The organism is Streptomyces sp. 2A115 (genome assembly GCF_052245575.1).
GTDB lineage: Bacteria > Actinomycetota > Actinomycetes > Streptomycetales > Streptomycetaceae > Streptomyces.
On sequence record NZ_JBQQCG010000009.1, the window covers coordinates 59,947 to 77,665 of the forward strand.

Annotated in this window: 16 protein-coding genes; 6 read left to right on the plus strand and 10 right to left on the minus strand. The window is 71.4% G+C overall.

What is annotated here, in order from left to right; genetic code table 11:
- Window positions 1-18 precede the first annotated feature (18 nt).
- Both ACTWQR_RS10770 and ACTWQR_RS10775 read left to right on the plus strand, forming a co-directional pair.
- Window positions 19-624, plus strand: a complete 606-nt coding sequence (locus tag ACTWQR_RS10770) for an RNA polymerase sigma factor (protein WP_443226740.1) — start codon at window positions 19-21, stop codon at window positions 622-624.
- Window positions 621-1,547: a CU044_5270 family protein gene (locus ACTWQR_RS10775; RefSeq protein WP_443226741.1), complete on the plus strand. Its 927-nt coding sequence runs from the start codon at window positions 621-623 to the stop codon at window positions 1,545-1,547. The genes ACTWQR_RS10770 and ACTWQR_RS10775 overlap by 4 nt, the downstream gene beginning before the upstream one ends.
- Before the next feature lie 15 nt (window positions 1,548-1,562).
- On the opposite strand, the gene ACTWQR_RS10780 is transcribed toward ACTWQR_RS10775, so the two are convergent.
- From ACTWQR_RS10780 to ACTWQR_RS10790, 3 genes are all read right to left on the minus strand, one after another.
- Window positions 1,563-2,636, minus strand: coding sequence for a hypothetical protein (locus ACTWQR_RS10780; RefSeq protein ID WP_443226742.1), 1,074 nt, complete (start codon window positions 2,634-2,636; stop codon window positions 1,563-1,565).
- A 188-nt stretch (window positions 2,637-2,824) separates the two neighbouring features.
- Window positions 2,825-3,826, minus strand: a complete 1,002-nt coding sequence (locus ACTWQR_RS10785) for an isopenicillin N synthase family dioxygenase (RefSeq protein ID WP_443226743.1) — start codon at window positions 3,824-3,826, stop codon at window positions 2,825-2,827.
- The gene (locus ACTWQR_RS10790) at window positions 3,819-4,286 is read right to left on the minus strand and encodes a nucleoside deaminase (protein WP_443226861.1); all 468 of its coding nucleotides are present in this window, start codon (window positions 4,284-4,286) and stop codon (window positions 3,819-3,821) included. The genes ACTWQR_RS10785 and ACTWQR_RS10790 overlap by 8 nt, the downstream gene beginning before the upstream one ends.
- 136 nt (window positions 4,287-4,422) lie before the next feature.
- On the opposite strand from ACTWQR_RS10790, the gene ACTWQR_RS10795 reads away from it, so the two are divergent.
- Window positions 4,423-5,685 carry a PucR family transcriptional regulator gene (locus tag ACTWQR_RS10795; protein ID WP_443226744.1) on the plus strand — a complete coding sequence of 421 codons (1,263 nt, stop codon included), beginning with the start codon at window positions 4,423-4,425 and terminating at the stop codon, window positions 5,683-5,685.
- 170 nt (window positions 5,686-5,855) lie between these two features.
- Window positions 5,856-6,578, plus strand: coding sequence for a YqeB family protein (locus tag ACTWQR_RS10800; protein ID WP_443226862.1), 723 nt, complete (start codon window positions 5,856-5,858; stop codon window positions 6,576-6,578).
- 30 nt (window positions 6,579-6,608) lie between these two features.
- On the opposite strand, the gene ACTWQR_RS10805 is transcribed toward ACTWQR_RS10800, so the two are convergent.
- The 5 genes from ACTWQR_RS10805 to ACTWQR_RS10825 all read right to left on the minus strand — a co-directional run bounded on the left by ACTWQR_RS10805 (window position 6,609) and on the right by ACTWQR_RS10825 (window position 13,691).
- On the minus strand, window positions 6,609-7,382 hold the full coding sequence (locus ACTWQR_RS10805) for a VOC family protein (protein ID WP_443226745.1): 774 nt from the start codon (window positions 7,380-7,382) through the stop codon (window positions 6,609-6,611).
- A gap of 236 nt (window positions 7,383-7,618) precedes the next feature.
- Window positions 7,619-8,284, minus strand: a complete 666-nt coding sequence (locus tag ACTWQR_RS10810; protein WP_443226746.1) for a M15 family metallopeptidase — start codon at window positions 8,282-8,284, stop codon at window positions 7,619-7,621.
- Between the two features lie 319 nt (window positions 8,285-8,603).
- Window positions 8,604-11,798: an AfsR/SARP family transcriptional regulator gene (locus tag ACTWQR_RS10815; protein ID WP_443226747.1), complete on the minus strand. Its 3,195-nt coding sequence runs from the start codon at window positions 11,796-11,798 to the stop codon at window positions 8,604-8,606.
- Between the two features lie 151 nt (window positions 11,799-11,949).
- Entirely contained in the window at window positions 11,950-12,918 is a 969-nt protein-coding gene (locus ACTWQR_RS10820) for an aminoglycoside phosphotransferase family protein (RefSeq protein ID WP_443226748.1), read from the minus strand.
- Window positions 12,919-13,025: 107 nt separating this feature from the next.
- Window positions 13,026-13,691, minus strand: a complete 666-nt coding sequence (locus ACTWQR_RS10825) for a class I SAM-dependent DNA methyltransferase (RefSeq protein ID WP_443226749.1) — start codon at window positions 13,689-13,691, stop codon at window positions 13,026-13,028.
- A gap of 223 nt (window positions 13,692-13,914) precedes the next feature.
- Between ACTWQR_RS10825 and ACTWQR_RS10830 the strand changes: the two genes are divergently transcribed.
- Complete coding sequence (locus ACTWQR_RS10830) at window positions 13,915-14,154, plus strand: hypothetical protein (protein WP_443226750.1); 240 nt, start codon at window positions 13,915-13,917, stop codon at window positions 14,152-14,154.
- 15 nt (window positions 14,155-14,169) lie between these two features.
- Here the strand turns inward: ACTWQR_RS10830 and ACTWQR_RS10835 are convergent, their stop codons facing one another.
- Together ACTWQR_RS10835 and ACTWQR_RS10840 are read right to left on the minus strand one after the other, a co-directional pair.
- Entirely contained in the window at window positions 14,170-15,567 is a 1,398-nt protein-coding gene (locus ACTWQR_RS10835; RefSeq protein ID WP_443226751.1) for a purine-cytosine permease family protein, read from the minus strand.
- A gap of 154 nt (window positions 15,568-15,721) precedes the next feature.
- Window positions 15,722-16,168, minus strand: coding sequence for a PLD nuclease N-terminal domain-containing protein (locus tag ACTWQR_RS10840; RefSeq protein ID WP_443226752.1), 447 nt, complete (start codon window positions 16,166-16,168; stop codon window positions 15,722-15,724).
- 88 nt (window positions 16,169-16,256) lie between these two features.
- On the opposite strand from ACTWQR_RS10840, the gene ACTWQR_RS10845 reads away from it, so the two are divergent.
- Entirely contained in the window at window positions 16,257-17,714 is a 1,458-nt protein-coding gene (locus ACTWQR_RS10845) for a menaquinone biosynthesis decarboxylase (protein ID WP_443226753.1), read from the plus strand.
- The last annotated feature ends 5 nt before the right edge of the window (window positions 17,715-17,719 follow it).

Below are 17,719 nucleotides of genomic sequence, written 5' to 3' on the forward strand. Positions count from 1 at the left end.
TACGGACAGGTAGAGGGCGTGGATACGAATCTCCGAAGACGCATCCGCGCGGGGGACCACGACGCTTTCGGCGATCTCTTCGACGCGTACGCACGCTCCGTCTACAACCACGCCTACCGGCTCACGGGAGAGTGGGCGGTGGCCGAGGACGTCGTCTCGCTGACCTTCCTGGACGCCTGGCGGCTGCGCGAGAAACTCGACGAGGAGGGCGGCTCGGTGCGGCCCTGGCTGCTCGGCATCGCCACCAACGTCACTCGCAACACCCGCCGCGCCGCCCGAAGACACACCGCCGCGGTCGCCCGCCTGCCCCGGGACGAGACAGTGCGCGACTTCGCCGACGAGGTCGCGGACCGCCTCGACGACGCCGCGCAACTGGCCGCCGTACGGACCGCGTTGGCGAAGCTGCGGCGGGCCGAGCGGGAGGTGCTGGCGCTGTGCGTGTGGTCCGGGCTGGACTACCAGGCCGCCGCCGAGGCGCTCGGAGTGCCCGTCGGCACCGTGCGATCACGGCTCTCCCGCGCACGGACGAAACTCGCGAAACATATGGAACCGCCGCTCGAGCGCGGACAGATGAGAGGTGACCGCACCACCGCGGTCGGGCCCCTGAGGGAGGGAAACCGATGAACCAGCTTCCCGAGAGAGACCTTCCGCCGGGCCGTCACCGACTCCTCAAGGAGTATCTGATGACCGAGATCCGGCGCGAAGACCAGCCGAACGCCCGAGCTCGCACCCCGTGGCTGCGGCCCGCGATCGCCGCTGCCGCCGTTGCGACCGCTGCCGCTGTCACCTTCGTCGTCCTCCCGTCGTCCGGCGGCGGCGTGAGCGCCCGGCCGCCCAGCGAGGCGACCGTCGCCCTGCTGGAGGACATCGCGCTGGCGGCCGAGCGCGAGAACGACTACGGCGACATCAGGGACGACCAGTTCGTGTACGTGGACAGCAAGGTGTCGTACTCCGAAGCGGCGGACGGGAAGGTCACCATCCCGCCGCTGCACCGGCTGGAGGCCTGGTGGTCGGTGGACGGTCTGCACGACGGCTTGCTGCGGGAGGTGGGCCGCGAGCCCTTCGTCATCGAGCCCGACGTCAAGCCGGGCGAGCTCGGCTGGGAGGTCTCCCACCTCTACAACCACGTGAAGACGCTGCCCACCGACGCCGACGCGATGTACGAGTACCTGTACAAGACCGCCCCGAAGTACAGCGGTCAGGAGACCTATCAGGCGATGTTCGTGCTGGTCGGAGACCTGCTGAAGCAGTCGATCGTGCCCCCGGAGCAGAGCGCCGCGCTCTTCCGGGCGGTCGCCAGGATCCCCGGGGTGACGGTGATCGAGGACGCGGTGGACGCCGCCGGACGGCGCGGTGTCGCCATCGCCCGAAAAGACCCCGACAACCCCAGCCGAGATGAGTGGATCTTCGACAAGGAGACCCGTGAGTTCCTCGGCGAGCGCAGTGTGGCCACCGACGACTACTCGGACGTGAAGGAGGGCACGGTCACCAGCAACACCGCCGTCCTGCGCCGGGCCGTCGTCGACGAGGCCGGCCGGCGGCCCTGACCTCACCCTGTCGCCTCACCCTGGCCTCTCTTCCTGGGCGGTGTCGTCGGGGGACAGCGGCGGCAGCGGAACGAGGAGCGCCCGGGAGGAGATGGACGCGTCCGGCTCCCAGCCGCTGCTCAGGGCCACCTCGGACAGCGTCCGGCGCACCGCGTCGCGCAGTGCCGGATGGCCCTGGCCGCGCAGCCCCGCGAAGAACGCCACCCGGTCTGCGATGCCCTCGGCCCGGTCCCGCAGCACCGGCCCGACCAGGCCGCTGCCCGGTGCGGTCTGCGCGTTGTCGATGAGGACGACCGGACGCCCGGGCCGGTGCGTGCGCTGGATGGCGCCGGTGTACGCGTCGTCGAGGTCGGTCAGCAGGGCCCGTACGAGATACCTCTCGGCGTGCGCGCGGGAGCCGCCGCACGCCCTGAAGTGCCCGGAGAGCAGGACGAGTCCGAGCTTCGGACTGCCGCTCGCGTTCGGGTAGTCGCGGTACCAGGCCGCCGCCTTCCGCAGCCGGCGATGGGCGGGCGAGACCCCTTCGCAGAACGCTTCCAGGGTCGCCTCGATGATCGGCTCGACCACCGGTCCCGTACCGGACATCGCCGCGATGACCTTGCCCGACACCCGGCCGACCCAGCGCCCCGCGAGCACGGGCGGCCATGCCCCGGTGTCGTTCAGCAGCAGGATCCGCTCGGTCTCCCGCCGGATGCGCGGCACGTCCCGGTCGCCCCAGCCACCCGCCGCGACGGCCAGCAGCCCCGCCGCGAGCCGCGGGAAGGGGATCCGGCCGGCGCCGGTCACCGGCTCGGCGAGCTGTTCGGCGATCGTCAGCAGCGCCTGCGACACGGGCGACCAGGCCTCGCGCGGCCGGTCCGGGGGCGCCCCGGCGAACTGCGGCTCCTCGCAGTCGATCAGCGCGACCGGAGTACGCCCCAGGTAGGCGTCGCGCAGTTCGCCGAGCACCGCGCTCTTGCCCAGGCCCCGGCCACCCGCGAACACCACGAAGGGAAACTCCTTCGCGTGCTCGTACGGACTGGACCCCTCCTGGAACGGGAGCAGGCCGACGAGCCGTGGAGCGAGGCCGGGCGGCTCTGTGTCGAACACCGCTCCACGCCCGTGCGGCCCTCCGTGCACGGCATCTCCCCCTGGCGCGGTCCGGCTTCTCTCCGTCTGTCTTTCTTTCTCTCTGCTGCTGTGAGGTGTATCAACAGCGGTGCGACAAGGGGGACTTGGTTCGGATTACTTCGGATCACGTCGCGTGATGCCCGTCGAGTTACGGACTTCTTCCGCTGTCAGCCGACCGTGATCGAGTCCAGCTTCTCCCGCAGATACGTGTGTGAGTCGACCGGCTCGTGCGCGACCCGCCCCACCGGAGCCGGGACGGACTCGACCAGCGTCCCCGGGGTGCACTCGCCGAAGTAGACCAGCGACATCAGCTCTTCGGCGGGCGCGTCGGCGGGCGGCGGCAGCACGCGGTGGCGGCCCGAGCGCCAGCGGTCTCCTGTCCAACGGGCCATCAGGTCACCGATGTTGATGGTGAACGCCTCCGGGTCGAAGGGCGCGTCCTCCCAGCCGCCCTCGTCGGTGTAGACCTGCAGGCCGCCCTTGCCCGCCTGCCGGTCCAGGATCGTCACCGTGCCGAAGTCGGTGTGCGGGCCGATACGGAACTGGCCGGGCTGGGGCTCGCCGATGACCTCCGTACCCGGGTACCAGTTGATGTTAAAACCGTAAGTGGGGTGGTCCATGTGCTTCGTGAAGAAGCTGGCCTCCAGACGGAGAGCCTCGCCGAGGAGGCCGAGGAGGTGGTTCTCCAGTTCCGCCATCCGGGCCAGGTACTCCTCGCAGAGCTTCCGGAGCTCGGGCGCCTCGGCCGGCCAGACGTTCGGCGCGTACCACTCCGCGTTGGTCTCGGGGTCCTCGAAGGGCTCGTGCGTCGCGAACGTGAGCGACTCCTTGAGGTCCGGGGGCGTCTCCGTACCCTCCGAGTAGCCGTTGGCCTCCGCGCCCGGGCCGAGCCAGCCGCGGCCGCCGACCTGGGCCGTGTATGGCTGCTTCACCTCGACCGGTAGCCGGAAGAAGGTGCGGGCGGCCTCCCGGATCGCCGCACGGAGCCCGGGGTCCACACCATGTCCGGTCACGAGCAGGAACCCGGCCGTCTGCAGGGCCTCGTCGACCGTGCGGGCGATGTCCTTGCGGGCCACCGGGTCGCCGGAGAGCCAGGGCCTCAGGTCGACGGTCGGGACGCGGGGGGTACGGGAGACAGGGGCCGTACGGGGGGTGGTGGACTCACTCACCAATGTCCTCATTCCACAGTGCCGGGTTGTTCTTGATGAAGTCGCGCATCAGGGACACGCACTCGGGGTCGTCCAGGAGCACGATCTCGACGCCGTGCTCAGCCAGCCAGTCGTGCCCGCCGTGGAAGGTCTCGGCCTCCCCGACGACGACCCGGGAGATCCCGAACTGCCTGACCAGACCGCTGCAGTACCAGCAGGGCGAGAGCGTGGTCACCATCGTCGTCCCGCGGTACGTGCGCTGCCGTCCCGCGTTCCGGAAGGCGGCCGTCTCCGCGTGCATCGAGGGGTCGTCGTCCTGGACGCGGAGGTTGTGACCGCGGCCGAGCAGCGTGCCGTCCGCCCCGTACAGCGCGGCGCCGATGGGGATGCCGCCCTCGGCGAGCCCGGCCCGGGCTTCCTCGACGGCCGTCGCGAGCCACGCGCGGGCCTGTGCCTGATCGATGTGCTCGATGCGCTCCATTCCGCTCATGACTCCACTCTCCTGTGGCCGAAACACCAGGGCAACGTGCGGAAAGTACTCTTCCGGCAGCCCACAGCCGGACGAACTGTCGGTTCAGCCGGACGAACTGTCGGTCTCGACCCGCCAGGAGGCCCGAATGCCCGCACTCACCCTCCGCGAGATCCTGGCCCTCGACTCCGTCCGCTCCGCCGCGCCCTCGCTGCTCGCGGGCCAGGACGGGCTGGACCGCCCGGTCCGCTGGGTGCACTCCAGCGAGGTCTACGAGGGCGCGAACTTCCTCGACGGCGGCGAACTCCTCCTGACGAACGGCTTCGGCCTCGCCGACGCGGACGCCGCCTCCCGCCGCCGCTACGTCCGCGAACTGGCCGCCCGCGGCGCCGCCGCCCTGGCCGTCGAGGTGGGCCGCTCGCTCCCGCGCATGCCGGACGAGGTCACGGACGAGGCCCGCAGCCTGGGCCTCCCGCTGATCGCCCTGTGCCGGGTGGTCCCCTTCGTACGCATCACCGAGGCGGCGAACCGCGCGATCGTCGCCCGGGGCCTGTCGGGCCGTGCGGTACGCCCCTGGGGCGCCGACCACACGGCCGCGCTGCTCGCCGACCTCGCCGACCGCCAGGCGCTCAACCAGCCGGAGGTGGAGGCGCGGGCCGCGCTGGCGGGGTTCCGGCCGGGGCCGGGTTCGCGCCTGGTCGGCGTCTCGGTCCACGGCCCGCAGCACGCCGCGGCGGCCGCGATCGACCGTTCGGCACGGGCTGTCGGAGGGGCCGGGGTACTGCGGGCCGGCTTCCCCGGGGACGTACTGGCCCTCCTCGCCCTCCCCGACACGGGCACGCGCGATCCCGTACGGGCGCTGCAGGAAGCACTCCGCGCCGCCGCCGAACCGTCCCTGACCGTGGCCGTCGGTCATACCGTCCCGACCGGTGCGGGCTGGCTCCGCTGGAGCGACACCCTGCGCACGGCCCGTACGACCCTGGAACTCGCCCTCACGGTCCCGCCGGCCTCACCGTGCCCCGCCGAAGGCCCCCTCGTGACGTCGTCCCGCGCCCTCGCCCTGGAACGCGAGCTGACGCGGGGCGGTGTCGACGCCAACCGCGACCGTCTCTCCCGCCTCGTCGAGCACACCCTGGGCCCGCTCCTCTCCTGGGAGGCGGCCCACCCCTCCGACCTGGTCCGCACCCTGGAGACCCACCTCCGCCACGGCTGCTCCCCGACCCGCACGGCCGCCCTCCTCCACATCGGCCGCCAGTCCCTCTACCAGCGCCTGGAACGCATCGAGTCCCTGCTGGGCCTGGAGATCGACGACCCGGACCTGCTGGGGGAACTGCTGGCGGCCACGTGCGCGCACCGGGTGGTTCGGGGGATGGGGGCGGCCGGGGCGGGCGGGTTGCGGACGGTGGCCTGAAAGGTCTCGGGTCGCTGACGGGCCGAGTCACCGATGCGCCGATGCGCCGATGGGCGACCAAAGTCGAGGCACCGTAGACCATCGGCCGACGACTGAACGTGTCCCTGCCCTCCAGACTGTTGGCCACGCCAACAGCGCCGGACGGACGATCGGGGAGCGGCAGCGTGGACATGAGGAAGCGGCCGGATCCGCAGGGACAGGGACAGGCACAGGCACAGGGACACAAGGCCACGGTGCTCGCGGAATCGGCCTGGGCGATCACACTCTTCTGCGTCGCGTGCGGGGCTGTCGTCGGCTTGTTGGTCCCGGTCCTCGCGGACTGGCTCGTGACACTGCGCTGGGCACCGCTCAAGGGACCGGCCAAGCTGCTGACTTCGATCCCCGAGCCCGGCCTGACCATCGGCGCGGTGGTCGTGGGCGGGCTTCTGGGCCTGCTGGTCGGGCTCATCGCGGTGCACGAGTCGCTGACGGCGCGTATCTCCGACAGCCGCGTGGTTCTCACCATCAGGGACGAGGACCAGGAGTTCCCGCACGACGCGATCGCCCTCGCGTTCCGGGACGGCAAGCAGCTCGTGCTGCTCGCCCCGAACAGCATGGAAATCGCGCGGGAGCACTGCGGCCTCCCCTGGCGACGCCTCGCCGACGCCTTCACCGAGCACGGCTACAGCTGGGCGGACGAGGATCCCCACCGGGACGAGTTCCGGCGCTGGGTGCCGGAGACCCCCGGCCTGCCCGACGGGGCGAACGCACTGCTGAGGGCTCGCGCGCAGACACTGAAGAAGGACGACGACGCCGCGGACGCCCGGGAGTTGCGTGCCGAGCTGATGAGACTCGGTGTGGTCGTGCGTGACGAGAACGGACGGCAGTACTGGCGGCTGCCTCAGCAGTCCTAGCCCTGGGAGGCTGGGAACCCCTGGGAACCCCTAGGAAGCCCTGGTGATGACCGAGAACTCGACGCCGAACGGGTCGGTGATCGTGGCGATCCGGCCGTAGGGGGAGTCCTCCGGGGTGCTGGTCGTGCCGCCCGCCGCGAGCGCCCGGCCGGTGACCGCGTCGGTGTCGGCCACCTCGAACGTGGTCGCCCACGCGGACGAGGGCGCGCCCGGGAAGCCGAAGACACCGCCGATCTCGTGGCCGTCCTTACGGCGGAGGAAGGTGAAGTCGGCGTCCGGGAGAGTCTCGTTGAGGTCCAGGGTGTAGTCGAACACGGCCGCGTAGAAGGCCCGGGCGGGTTCGGGGTCCGCGGTGACCAGGTCGTTCCGCACGAGCGAACCGGGCTCGTTCACGACCTGGCAGCCGAGGTGCGCGCGAGCCTCCCAGAGTCCGAAGCGGGCGCCGACCGGGTCCTCGGCGATGGCCATACGGCCCTGGTCTCCCTTGTCCCCGACGTCCGTCGGAGCCTTGAGCAGCGTTCCGCCCGCGTCGGCGATGCGCTTCGCGGTGCCGTCGCAGTCGGCGGTGGCGAAGTACATGTTCCAGCCGAAGCCCGTGGTGGCCGGGGCCTGCGTGATGGCCGCGACCGGCCGACCGTACAGCAGGCACGTCGTGCCGAGCCCGGTCCCGGTCTCCGCCGGCTCCTGGGCGTACTCCCAGCCGAAGAGCGCACCGTAGAACTCCAGCGCGCGCTCGCGGTCGGGAACCCGGAGGTCGATCCACGTGGGGGTGCCGTCCGGCTGAATGCTGGTGACGTAACTCATCGCGTACTCCCTGGTGGGCGTCGAAGAATGCACGTCCCACGCTAGGAGCCATACAGGTCAGATCCTGTCCTAGTAGGACTCCTGGGTTGATGGCGGCGCGGGGCCGCGCCCCCTCAGGGGCGCGGGGCTGTGACGATTTGCGGCTCCGCCGCGTGGGCGCGCCCAGCCCCCACCCACCCGCAGACAAACAACCACCCCACCGCCGGAGGCACCCGCACCCGCACCCGAACAACCGCTCAACCGCTGGAGGCACCCGCCTCGGCCGGCCCGTACACCGCGGCCGGTGCGCCGGTCGTCATCGCCCAGTAGCGGTCCCCGTACGACCAGTGCCACCACTCCGTGGGGTAGTTGACGAGACCGGCGGTCGTGAGCGCGGCGGTGAGGGTGCGGCGGTTGCGGCGGGCGGTGTCCGAGATGTTCGGCGCGGCCGTGTAGCAGGCGCCGTCGCTCTCCTCCGGGCTCGCGTTCACCGGGGTGCCGAGGTCCAGTTCGGTGCCGTCGGCCGAGCACAGGGTCAGGTCGACCGCCGCGCCCGCCACGTGCGGGCCGATCTCCGGCGGCGAGAGCGAACGGCTCGTCTGCGTGTGCAGATACGACTCCGACCAGTCGGGGTGGGCGGCGCGCAACTCGGCCGCGTAGTCCTCGAAGTATCGTATCTGCAGGTCGAGCGGACGGTAGCCCTCCGTCACCAGCAGTCGCAGCCCCTCGGGCAGCAGCTTCGCCGCACGGGCCAGCCGCCAGGCGACGCCCTCCCGGAGCAGGGCGTAGGCGCCGGCCGGGTCGGCGAGGCGGGTGTCGACGCGCACAAAGGGCAACTGCCGCAGATCCACCAGGGGTTCAGCGCACTCGCGCACAGGGGTGTCGGCCACCCGGGCGTCGTTCATGAGGATGATCTCTGGCATGTCCGTCCTGAGCGTCGTGCTGTCGGCGCACCGCGATGCCCCGGGAACGGTCCCCCGACCGCCCCCGGGGCTCCCCCGCTCCCCCCATTGCATTGGCCTTTGCACCGGCCTTTGTGTGGGCCTTACACGTCCGCGCGGTGACACGCCGCCCCTGTGGTGGAGGACCGCGTTGGTGAACTCCCATGAGAAGCATTGCCGAAGCCGCTGTAAGTTCTCTGCAAGTCCGCATCAAGAGACCGCAAGGGACTTCAAGCGACCGCAAGCGACTCCAACAGGCCGCGCACGAGCTCGCGGACCCCCCCCACGGACTGCCGGGCGCCTACGGACTCCCGGGCCCCTCCGGCTCGTCCCGCTCCCGGGCCTCGTACGCCCGGAACACCTCCAACGCCTCGTCCCGCATCACCAGGGCCGCCGCGACATCGCCGACGGCAACCCGTACCGCCGCGAGCGACCGCAGCGTACGGGCTCGGTGCAACGGCAGCCGGAGTACGTCCCAGAGTTCGACGGCGGCGCGCAGGTGGGCCTCGGCGGACACCAACTCGCCTTCCACCATGGCCCATTCACCCAGCGTACGCAGCACCAGGGCCTGGCCGAAGCGGTCGTTGTGCCGACGGCACACGTCGAGCAGCCCGTCCAGATCCGCGGCCGCCTCCCGCGTACGGCCCAGCCGCAGCCGTGCCTTGGCCCGCGCCTGCGCGGCGTACGCGCTCATCAGCGGATCCCCGAAGTCCCGCAGTATCACCAGCGATTGGCCGAACAGCTCCTCGGCGGCCGCGTACTCGCCGAGAGCCCTGTGCACCAGCCCCATCGACCGCAGGGTGAGCGCCTCCCCGCGCCGGCTGCCGAGGCGGCGGTACGCGGTCAGGGACTCGTCGAGCAGGGCGCGGGCCGCGTCGTAGTCGCCGAGTTCGAGGTGGACGGACCCGGCGATACGGCAGGTGAGGCCGAGCCCGGCCGCGTCGTCGAGTCGCCTGAACTCCCGGGCCGCGCCGGTGAGTTCGTCCACGGCGTCCCGCAACTTCCCCTGCTCGCGGTAGGCGGTGCCGAGCCCGGCGAGGGCCGCCGCATGCCCCCGTACCTCGCCGAGTTCGGAGCACAGATCGGCCGCCCGCCGGAAGTACGCCACGGACTCGTCGAAGTCGTCCTGTTCATAACGGAGTTGACCGAGGCCGATGAGCAGCAGCGCCTCACCGCCGAGGTCCTCGGCGCGGCGCGCGGCGGCGAGAGCCGCGTCGTGGGTGCGCCACCACGGGTCGAACCGATTACCGGTGGCGTACGAGGACGAGCACAACGCGGCCGCCACCTCGCAGGCGAGGCTGTGCAGGTCCATGGCGGCGGCCCGCTCGACGGCCACGGCGATCGCGTCGGCCTCCGCCTCGAACCACGCGGTGGGATCGGCGAGGGCCCGCTCGGCGACCTCCTCACCGACCGGCAGCAGCGTGTGCGGATCCCGGAAGACCACCGCGCCGGAGGGGGCCGCGGCGGAGACCCGGTCGTTCAGCCACAGCCAGCCGCCGAGCGCGCGGCCGAGCGCGGCGGCGCGTTCGGCGGGGGAGTCCTCGGCCTCGGCTCGCTCGGCCGCGTACACCCGCACCAGGTCGTGCAGCCGGAAGCGCGGCTGCCCCGCCCGGTCGGCGCCCGCGAAGTGCAACAACTGGGCGTCGATGAGCTGCTCCAGAACGTCCTCCGCCTCGGGTACGCCCAGCAGCGTGCCCACCACCCAGGCGGCCACGTCGGGCGCGCCGAGCAGGCCGAGGCGGCGCAGGGCGGTACGGGCCGGGGTGTCCAGCGCGTCGTAACTGAGGCCGAGGCCGGTACGTACCTCCAGGTCGCCGACGACGAGCTCGTCCAGGCGGCGGCGCTCGTCCGCGAGGCGGTCGGCGAGCATGCGCGGCGTCCAGTGGCGGCGGGTCGCGAGCCGCGCCCCGGCGATGCGCAGGGCCAGCGGCAGCCCGCCGCACAGCGCGACGATTTGCCGGGCGGCCTCGGGCTCGCCCCGCACCCGATCCCCGCCGGCGGCCCGGTCGAGGAGCTCCAGGCCCAACTCCTCGTCCAGTACGTCGAGATCGGTACGGTGGGCGCCGCCGAGGCCGGCCAGCCGGGCCCGCGAGGTGATCAGTACGCCGCAGGTGGCGCTGCCGGGCAGCAGCGGGCGTACCTGCGCCTCGCTGCCCGCGTCGTCCAGTACCAGCAGGATGCGGCGGCGGGCGACCAGACTCCGGAACAGGTCACCGCGCTCGGCCAGCCCTTCGGGCGGCTCGGCGCCCAGCGCCCGCAGCAGCCGGCCCAGCACCTCGTCGGGCGGCACGGGGTCGGTGAAGCCGCGCAGTTCGGCGTAGAGCTGGCCGTCGGGGTGATCGGCGGCGACCCGGTGCGCGACCTTCACGGCGAACGCGGACTTCCCGACCCCGCCGGGCCCGGAAACGACCGCGATCGGCATCGTCTCGCGATGCCCGGACAGAACGCTCGCCACCTCGTCGAGCTGAGCGTCGCGACCGGTGAAGTCCCCGATGGCGGGCGGGAGAAGGGAGGCGGTGGGCGGGGCAACGGCCGGGGTCGCCTCGCGAGAGGACTCCGATACGTCAGATACCCCAGATACGCCTGATCCCTCTGATCCCTCTGATCCCTCTGATCCATTCGATACCTCCGATACCTCCGATACGGAGTCTCCGGGCGCGACATCCGCCGCCGGGCCGGGGTTCGCCGCCAGGCCGGGCGAGGGAGCCGCTTCCCCCCGGAGGGGCCCCGCGAGGACCAACCCCGCGTCCCCCCGCAGGATCGCCTCGTGCAACCGGCGCAGCCCCGGCCCCGGGTCGATGCCCAGCTCGTCGGCGAGTGCGGCCCGCCCCTCCGCGTACACCGCGAGGGCGTCGGCCTGGCGGTCCAAGCGGTAGAGGGTGAGCATCAGTTGGCCTCGTAGCCGTTCGCGTGTGGGATGCGTGCCGACCAGTGCGGTGAGTTCGGAGACGAGGTCCCGCTCGCGCCCCGGCGTCGTGAGGTCCGCCGCGATCCGGTCCTCCAGCGCGGCCTGCCGTGCCTCCTCCAACCGCCCGGCCTCGACCCGCAGCGCGTCCCCGACACCACCGAGCGCCGGCCCGCGCCACAACTCCAGTGCGTCCCGGAGGAGTTGGGCGGCCTCTCGGTGATCACCGGCGGCCGCACGCTCCCGCCCCCGCGCCGTCAGCCGCTCGAACTCCGTGAGGTCGACCCGGACCCCGTCCCCCTCCACCCGCAGCAGATATCCGGGCGGGCGGGTCTCGATCGGGTCGACGCCGTCGACGCCGACGGGCAGCGCGCGCCGCAGCCCGGAGACATACGTCTGGATCAGCGCGCGTGCCGTGTCCGGCGGCCCCTCGCCCCAGACAGCGTCGATCAACGTGTCGGCGGAGACGACTCGTCCCGGCCAGAGCAGCAACGCGGCCAGCAGAGCACGGGGTTTGGGCCCGCCGAGCGCGAGACGACGGCCGTCGGACCAGACCTCGACCGGGCCGAGTAATCGGTATTCGAGCTCCACGGAGTCCTCGTTCCGTGTCCACGGACTGGCTACGCATCGTACGCAGCCGATCTGTAAGCGTTAGGTGGAACACGCGAGGATAGTGGGGAACCTCGACGGAGCGGCGGCTGGTTCCAGCCTCGCTGGGGCCAGGGTCTGTCGTCGCCTGTCGTCAGACCCCCGCGTGACCAGAAGCATCACGAACCGAGCGCGGTTCCGTGAGCAACTCCGCCATGTGGTCCGCGAATTCGGTGAGCCGTTCCAACAGTGCTCCACCGCGCGCGATGCGGAATCCATGACGGCGGCCGGAGAACGCGGCCTGAACGGCATGGAACTGGGCCCAACGCCGCGTGCGTTCACGGTCGAGTTCCGCGGCCTCGGCGAAGACGTCCAAGGCGCGGTGGAGAGCCTTGCGCAGGTCGTCCGCTTCAAGGAGCGTCAGCGCGCGCGACTTCAGCAGCGTGCCACCGTCGTACGCCCGGTCTCCCGCGTATCCCTTGGGATCGACGGCCAGCCATGGCTCACGCTCGGCGCGCAGGACGTTTCTGGCGTGGAGGTCGCCGTGGACGAGGGTGTCCGGCTGGACGCGGCCCAGCTCACGGACGGTCGCCACGGCGGAGTCCACCACGTAACGCGGCAGCGCGTGCGTCAGCTCCTGGGCGTCCTGGCGCAGTTGCTTCTCCCAGGCGTCCGCCCGCTCCCGCAGCCGAGGCAGGCCCGGCGGGGCGGGGATGGCCAGTCGACGGTTGATCCGCCCCGCTACCGTCACGACCTCGTCGCCGTTCTCGACGTCGGCCAGGGTTGACGCCTGGGCCCGTTCGAGGAGCATCGCGAACCGCTCGTCGTCGCGCTCGTGCAACAGGACGGCTCCGCGCCCGCCCCACGCCATGAAGGCATCCGGCTCGTGGACGTTGCCGGGATGCGGAAACGACACCTTGAGCACGGCGGCGGCGCCCTCGGCTCCCCGTCGCACCGGGACGATGACCCCGACGCCCCCGTGCATGACCTCCCCGTCCGGCACGCACCCCCAGCGCCCCAGCAACTCGTCCACGATCCCCGGCAGTTCGGTGAGCCACACCGCTCCGCGTTCTCCTTCGCGCTCGACGGTGCTCCGCGCGAACGTCTCTGGTGCCTGGAACATCCGGGCACCTTACGACCCCGGTGGCGATCAGGGGCGTGCTCGCGCCACGCTCCGGACGTCGACCAGCAGCTTCCCCGGGGCTCGCTCGTGCCCTACCGGCGCGACGGTTACGACGACACCGCTTCCGGCTCCGGCTCCGGCTTCCGGGCGAGGATGAAGGCCTGAGGGGTCTTCTCCGGCGCGTCGGCCTCCCGCACGAGCCGCGCGACCTCGACGAGCCCCGCCCGGCGCAGCAGTTCGGCGACCCGCTCGGGCGGGAACCGGTACACGTAGAGGTCGACGTCATGGCCGTACGCGTGCTCCAGGCGCACCCGCTCGTCGCCCACCTTGAAGGCGAGCAGCAGATGACCGCCCGGGGCCAGCACCCGCTGGAACTCCTCGAAGAACACGGGCAGTTCCTCCAGTGGAGTGTGCACCGTGGAATACCAGACGATCGCCCCGGCGAGCGACTCGTCCTTGATGCCGAGGCCGGCCATCGAGCCGACCTCGAACCGCAGACGCGGATGGCTCCGCCGGGCCACCGCCACCATCTCCGGCGACAGATCAACCCCGAACGCGTCCAGCCCGAGCCCCTCCAGATGCCCGGTCACCCGCCCCGGCCCACATCCGAGATCCGCAACCGGCCCACCTCCACCGGACCGCACCGTCTCCGCGAACGCGGCCAGCATGGCCCGGTCCAGCGGCTTGTCGTCCAACTGGGCTTTGAGCAGCTCGGCGTAGTCGACGGCGACGGTGTCGTACGACGCCCTGGTGGCGTCCAGATGTGAGGTCATGGCCGGGAAGACTAACCCGCGGGTCTGACAACCCGACGCCCGTGGTGGGGCCGGCTGCACCCTCGGTCCGGGAGGATGCCACCTCGTGCCGGCGAGCGGACGGCGGCATCGTTGAACCCAGCAGAAGCCAGCCCAGAAGCCAGCCCAGAAGCCAGCCCAGCGGAACAAGCCGAGCCCAGCGGATCCCAGAGATCCGCGGCTGCCCATCCGGAAGGAAACCACCATGAACTCGCTGCTCGCCTCCACCAAGAACACGGACACGGCCATGGGCGCCCTGACCGAAATCCCCTGCACGTCGGACGAGTTCACCGAGGCCGAGAGTGAACTCGCCCCGCTGCTCGCCGCCTGGGACCGTGCGCACCCCGCCGTCGCCGACCCCGAGTGGCGGCACCTGCTGGACGAGATCACCCGCCCCCGCACCACCCAGGCGTTCCACCGCCTGGCCGTCGCCGCGGGGAGCTGAATGACACCGAAGCCCTCAGACCGACCTGGCGAACCGCCCCCGCAGCGCCGCATACAGCCCCGCGCTCACCACAAACCCCACCAGGCACGTGATGTCCCCGAAGGACGGCCACTGCTCCGGCACCCAGCCCACGTACTTCTCCTGGTTGGAGAAGAGCGGGACGGAGATCGCGATGCCCGCCAACAGGGCGGTGACTCCGGGCCAGTTGGTGAAGGTGCGGTCGCCGAGCCGCGGGGACAGTTCCTCGGCCGGCGTGCGCGAGCGGGCCCACCGCTCCACCAGGACCACGCCCAGCCACGGTCCCACCCAGTACGCGATGACCAGCAGGAACGCCTCGTAGGCGTGCCCCGCGTCGGCCAGTGACGCCCACGCGGCGGCCGTACCGGCGAGTCCGGACAGCACGACCAGCGCGCTGCGGCCGAGCCACCGCGGCAGGCGCAGGCCGAGCGAGGTGACCGACATGGCGGAGGAGTAGACGTTGAGGGCGTTCGCCGAGACCGCGCCCAGGATGATGGCGAGAAGTACCAAGTCGCTGAGCCAGCCCGGCAGATGGCCCGTGAAGGCGGCGGTCGGGGTCGAGCCCTCCGGGGCCACGATCGTCGCCGAGGCGGCGCCGATCACGGAGACGACGGCGACGGAGACGAAGAGACCCACGGCCGGATACAGGGCCGTACGCAGCCGGGACGCGGTCGGCGGCAGATAGCGCGAGTAGTCGGAGGCGCCCGGGTTCCAGCCGGCCGCGTACCCCCACGCCGCGCTGAACGCGAGCAGGAACCCGCCGATGCCGCCGCTGCCGCCCGCTGTCGAGAAGTCCGCCTCCTTGAAGGTCCACACGCCCGCCAGCAGGAACACGACCGCCAGCACCGGGAACGCGTACCGCTCGAAGACGTGCACGAAGTTGTGCCCGATGAAACCGATGCCGATCTCCACCGCGACGACGAGGAGGAGGGAGGGGAGGGGGCGGAGGCCGGTGAGGGTGTTGAGTGCGAAGGCCGCGCTCACGCTGTTGACGGCGAACCAGCCGACCCCGGCCACCAGGGCGTTGACCCCGGACGGGAACACGTTCCCCCGGTAACCGAAGGCGAACCGGCCGATGGCCATCTGCGGGACGCCGAAGCGCGGCCCGTCCAGCGACAGGATCCCGTGGGTGAGGGCCCCCAGCGCCGTGCCGAGCAGCAGCGCCGCCGACGCCTGCCAGAAGTTCAGGCCGAAGAAGAGGACCGAGATGACACCGATGTAGACCGTCGCGAACTCGATGTTCGGCGAGGCCCACGTCCACAGCAGCTGAAGCGGGCTGCCGTGCCGCTCGGAGAGGGGGATCGGCTCCGAGCCCGCCGTCTCGACGGCGATGACCTTGTCGCCGTACTCGGGGGGCGGGGACGCGGAGGTACTACTGGCCGGAGCTGTCGTCATGCCCGCCAAGTGTCCGGCCCGCGCGCGCTCGGGCCCAGGGGCGCATTGTCCGCTTCGGGAGGCTCGTCGGCGTACACCTTGTAGGGAGACGGGGCGGCGTCGACTCCAGAGCTCTCAGCTCTCAGCTCTCAGCTCTCGGCTCTCAGCTCTCCGGTCAGGGCTTGGGCGGTGCGGCGTCGTCGGGGCCGTCGCCGGTCCCGCCCTCGCGGCGCTTCAGCTCCTCCTCGCGGCGGCGCAGATCGTCCTCCCAGTCCTTGAGGTGGGCGTCGTCGTCCTTCTCCGCACTCGGGCCGTCGGCCTCGCCCTTGACGTCGCCCTTCTTGCCCTTCTCGCCTTTTTCGTCCTTGAGGGACTTGAGGAACTCGGGGTTGTCGTCGGGCGCGACCCAGCCGCCCCGGCCGCCCGGCGAGGCGCCGCGGGGCGTGCGCTTCCTGCCGACGAGCAGCCAGGAGATGGAGCCGACCAGCGGGAAGAGCAGCACGAGGATCGCCCAGAGAGGCTTGGGGATGTACCGGATCTCCTTCTCATCGGTGGAGATGCAGTCGATGAACGCGTAGATGCTGAGTGCCAGTGGCACCAGGATCATCAGCACCCGAAGCATGAGGCGGTCCCCCTGCGTGTGGAGATCGGGACCGGGTGGGCGGCCCCCGTTACAGGGTCAGCGTAGCGAGTAGCCGATACTGAAAGGCATGGCTTACGACGATCTTCGTTCCCTGCTCCGGGCGCTGGAGCGCGAGGGCGACCTCCAGCGCGTCAAGGTCGAGGTCGACCCGTACCTGGAAGTCGGGGAGATCGTCGACCGGGTACAGAAGGCGGGCGGCCCGGCCCTGCTCTTCGAGAAGGTGCGCGGGTCGGCGATGCCGCTCGCCATGAACGTCTTCGGGACCGACCGCCGCCTGCTCAAGGCGCTCGGCCTGAAGTCGTACGAGGAGATCAGCGAGAAGATCGGTGGGCTGCTCAAGCCGGAGCTGCCGCACGGGTTCGTCGGTGTGCGCGAGGCCTTCGGGAAGCTCGGCGCCATGACGCACGTACCGCCGAAGAAGGTGAAGTCCGACAACGCCCCCGTTCAGGAGGTCGTGCTCCGGGGCGAGGACGTGGACCTGGACCAGCTCCCGGCCCTGTTCACCTGGCCGCAGGACGGCGGCTCCTTCTTCAACCTGGGCCTGACGCACACCAAGGACCCGGAGAGCGGCATCCGCAACCTCGGGCTCTACCGCCTCCAGCGCCACGACAAGCGCACCATCGGCATGCACTGGCAGATCCACAAGGACAGCCGCAACCACTACCAGGTGGCCGCGCGGCGGGGTGAGCGGCTGCCGGTCGCGATCGCCTTCGGCTGCCCGCCCTCGGTGACGTACGCAGCCACGGCCCCGCTTCCCGGAGACATCGACGAGTACCTCTTCGCCGGGTTCGTCCAGGGCAGGCGGATCGAGATGGTGGACTGCAAGACGGTGCCGTTGCAGGTCCCGGCGAACGCGGAAGTCGTACTCGAAGGCTGGCTGGAGCCCGGTGAGATGCTCCCCGAGGGACCTTTCGGCGACCACACCGGCTTCTACACGCCGCAGGAACCCTTCCCGGCGCTCACGATCGACTGCGTGACGATGCGGAAGCGCCCGCTGCTCCAGTCGATCGTGGTCGGCCGCCCCCCGACGGAGGACGGACCTCTCGGCCGGGCCACGGAGCGCTTCTTCCTCCCGCTCCTGAAGATCATCGTGCCGGACATCGTGGACTACCACCTCCCCGAGGCGGGCGGCTTCCACAACTGCGCGATCGTCGCGATCGACAAGAAGTACCCGAAGCACGCCCAGAAGGTCATGCACGCCGTCTGGGGCGCCCACATGATGTCCCTGACCAAGCTGATCGTGGTCGTCGACGCCGACTGCGACGTCCACGACCTGCACGAGGTCGCGTGGCGCGCGCTCGGCAACACGGACTACTCCCGTGACCTCACGGTCGTCGAGGGCCCGGTCGACCACCTCGACCACGCCTCCTACCAACAGTTCTGGGGCGGCAAGGCGGGCATCGACGCGACGCGGAAATGGCCCGAGGAGGGCTATACGCGGGACGGGGGCTGGCCTGAGATGGTGCTTTCGGACCCGGAGACATCCGAACGGGTGACGAAGCGCTGGAAGGAATACGGACTGTGAGGGTC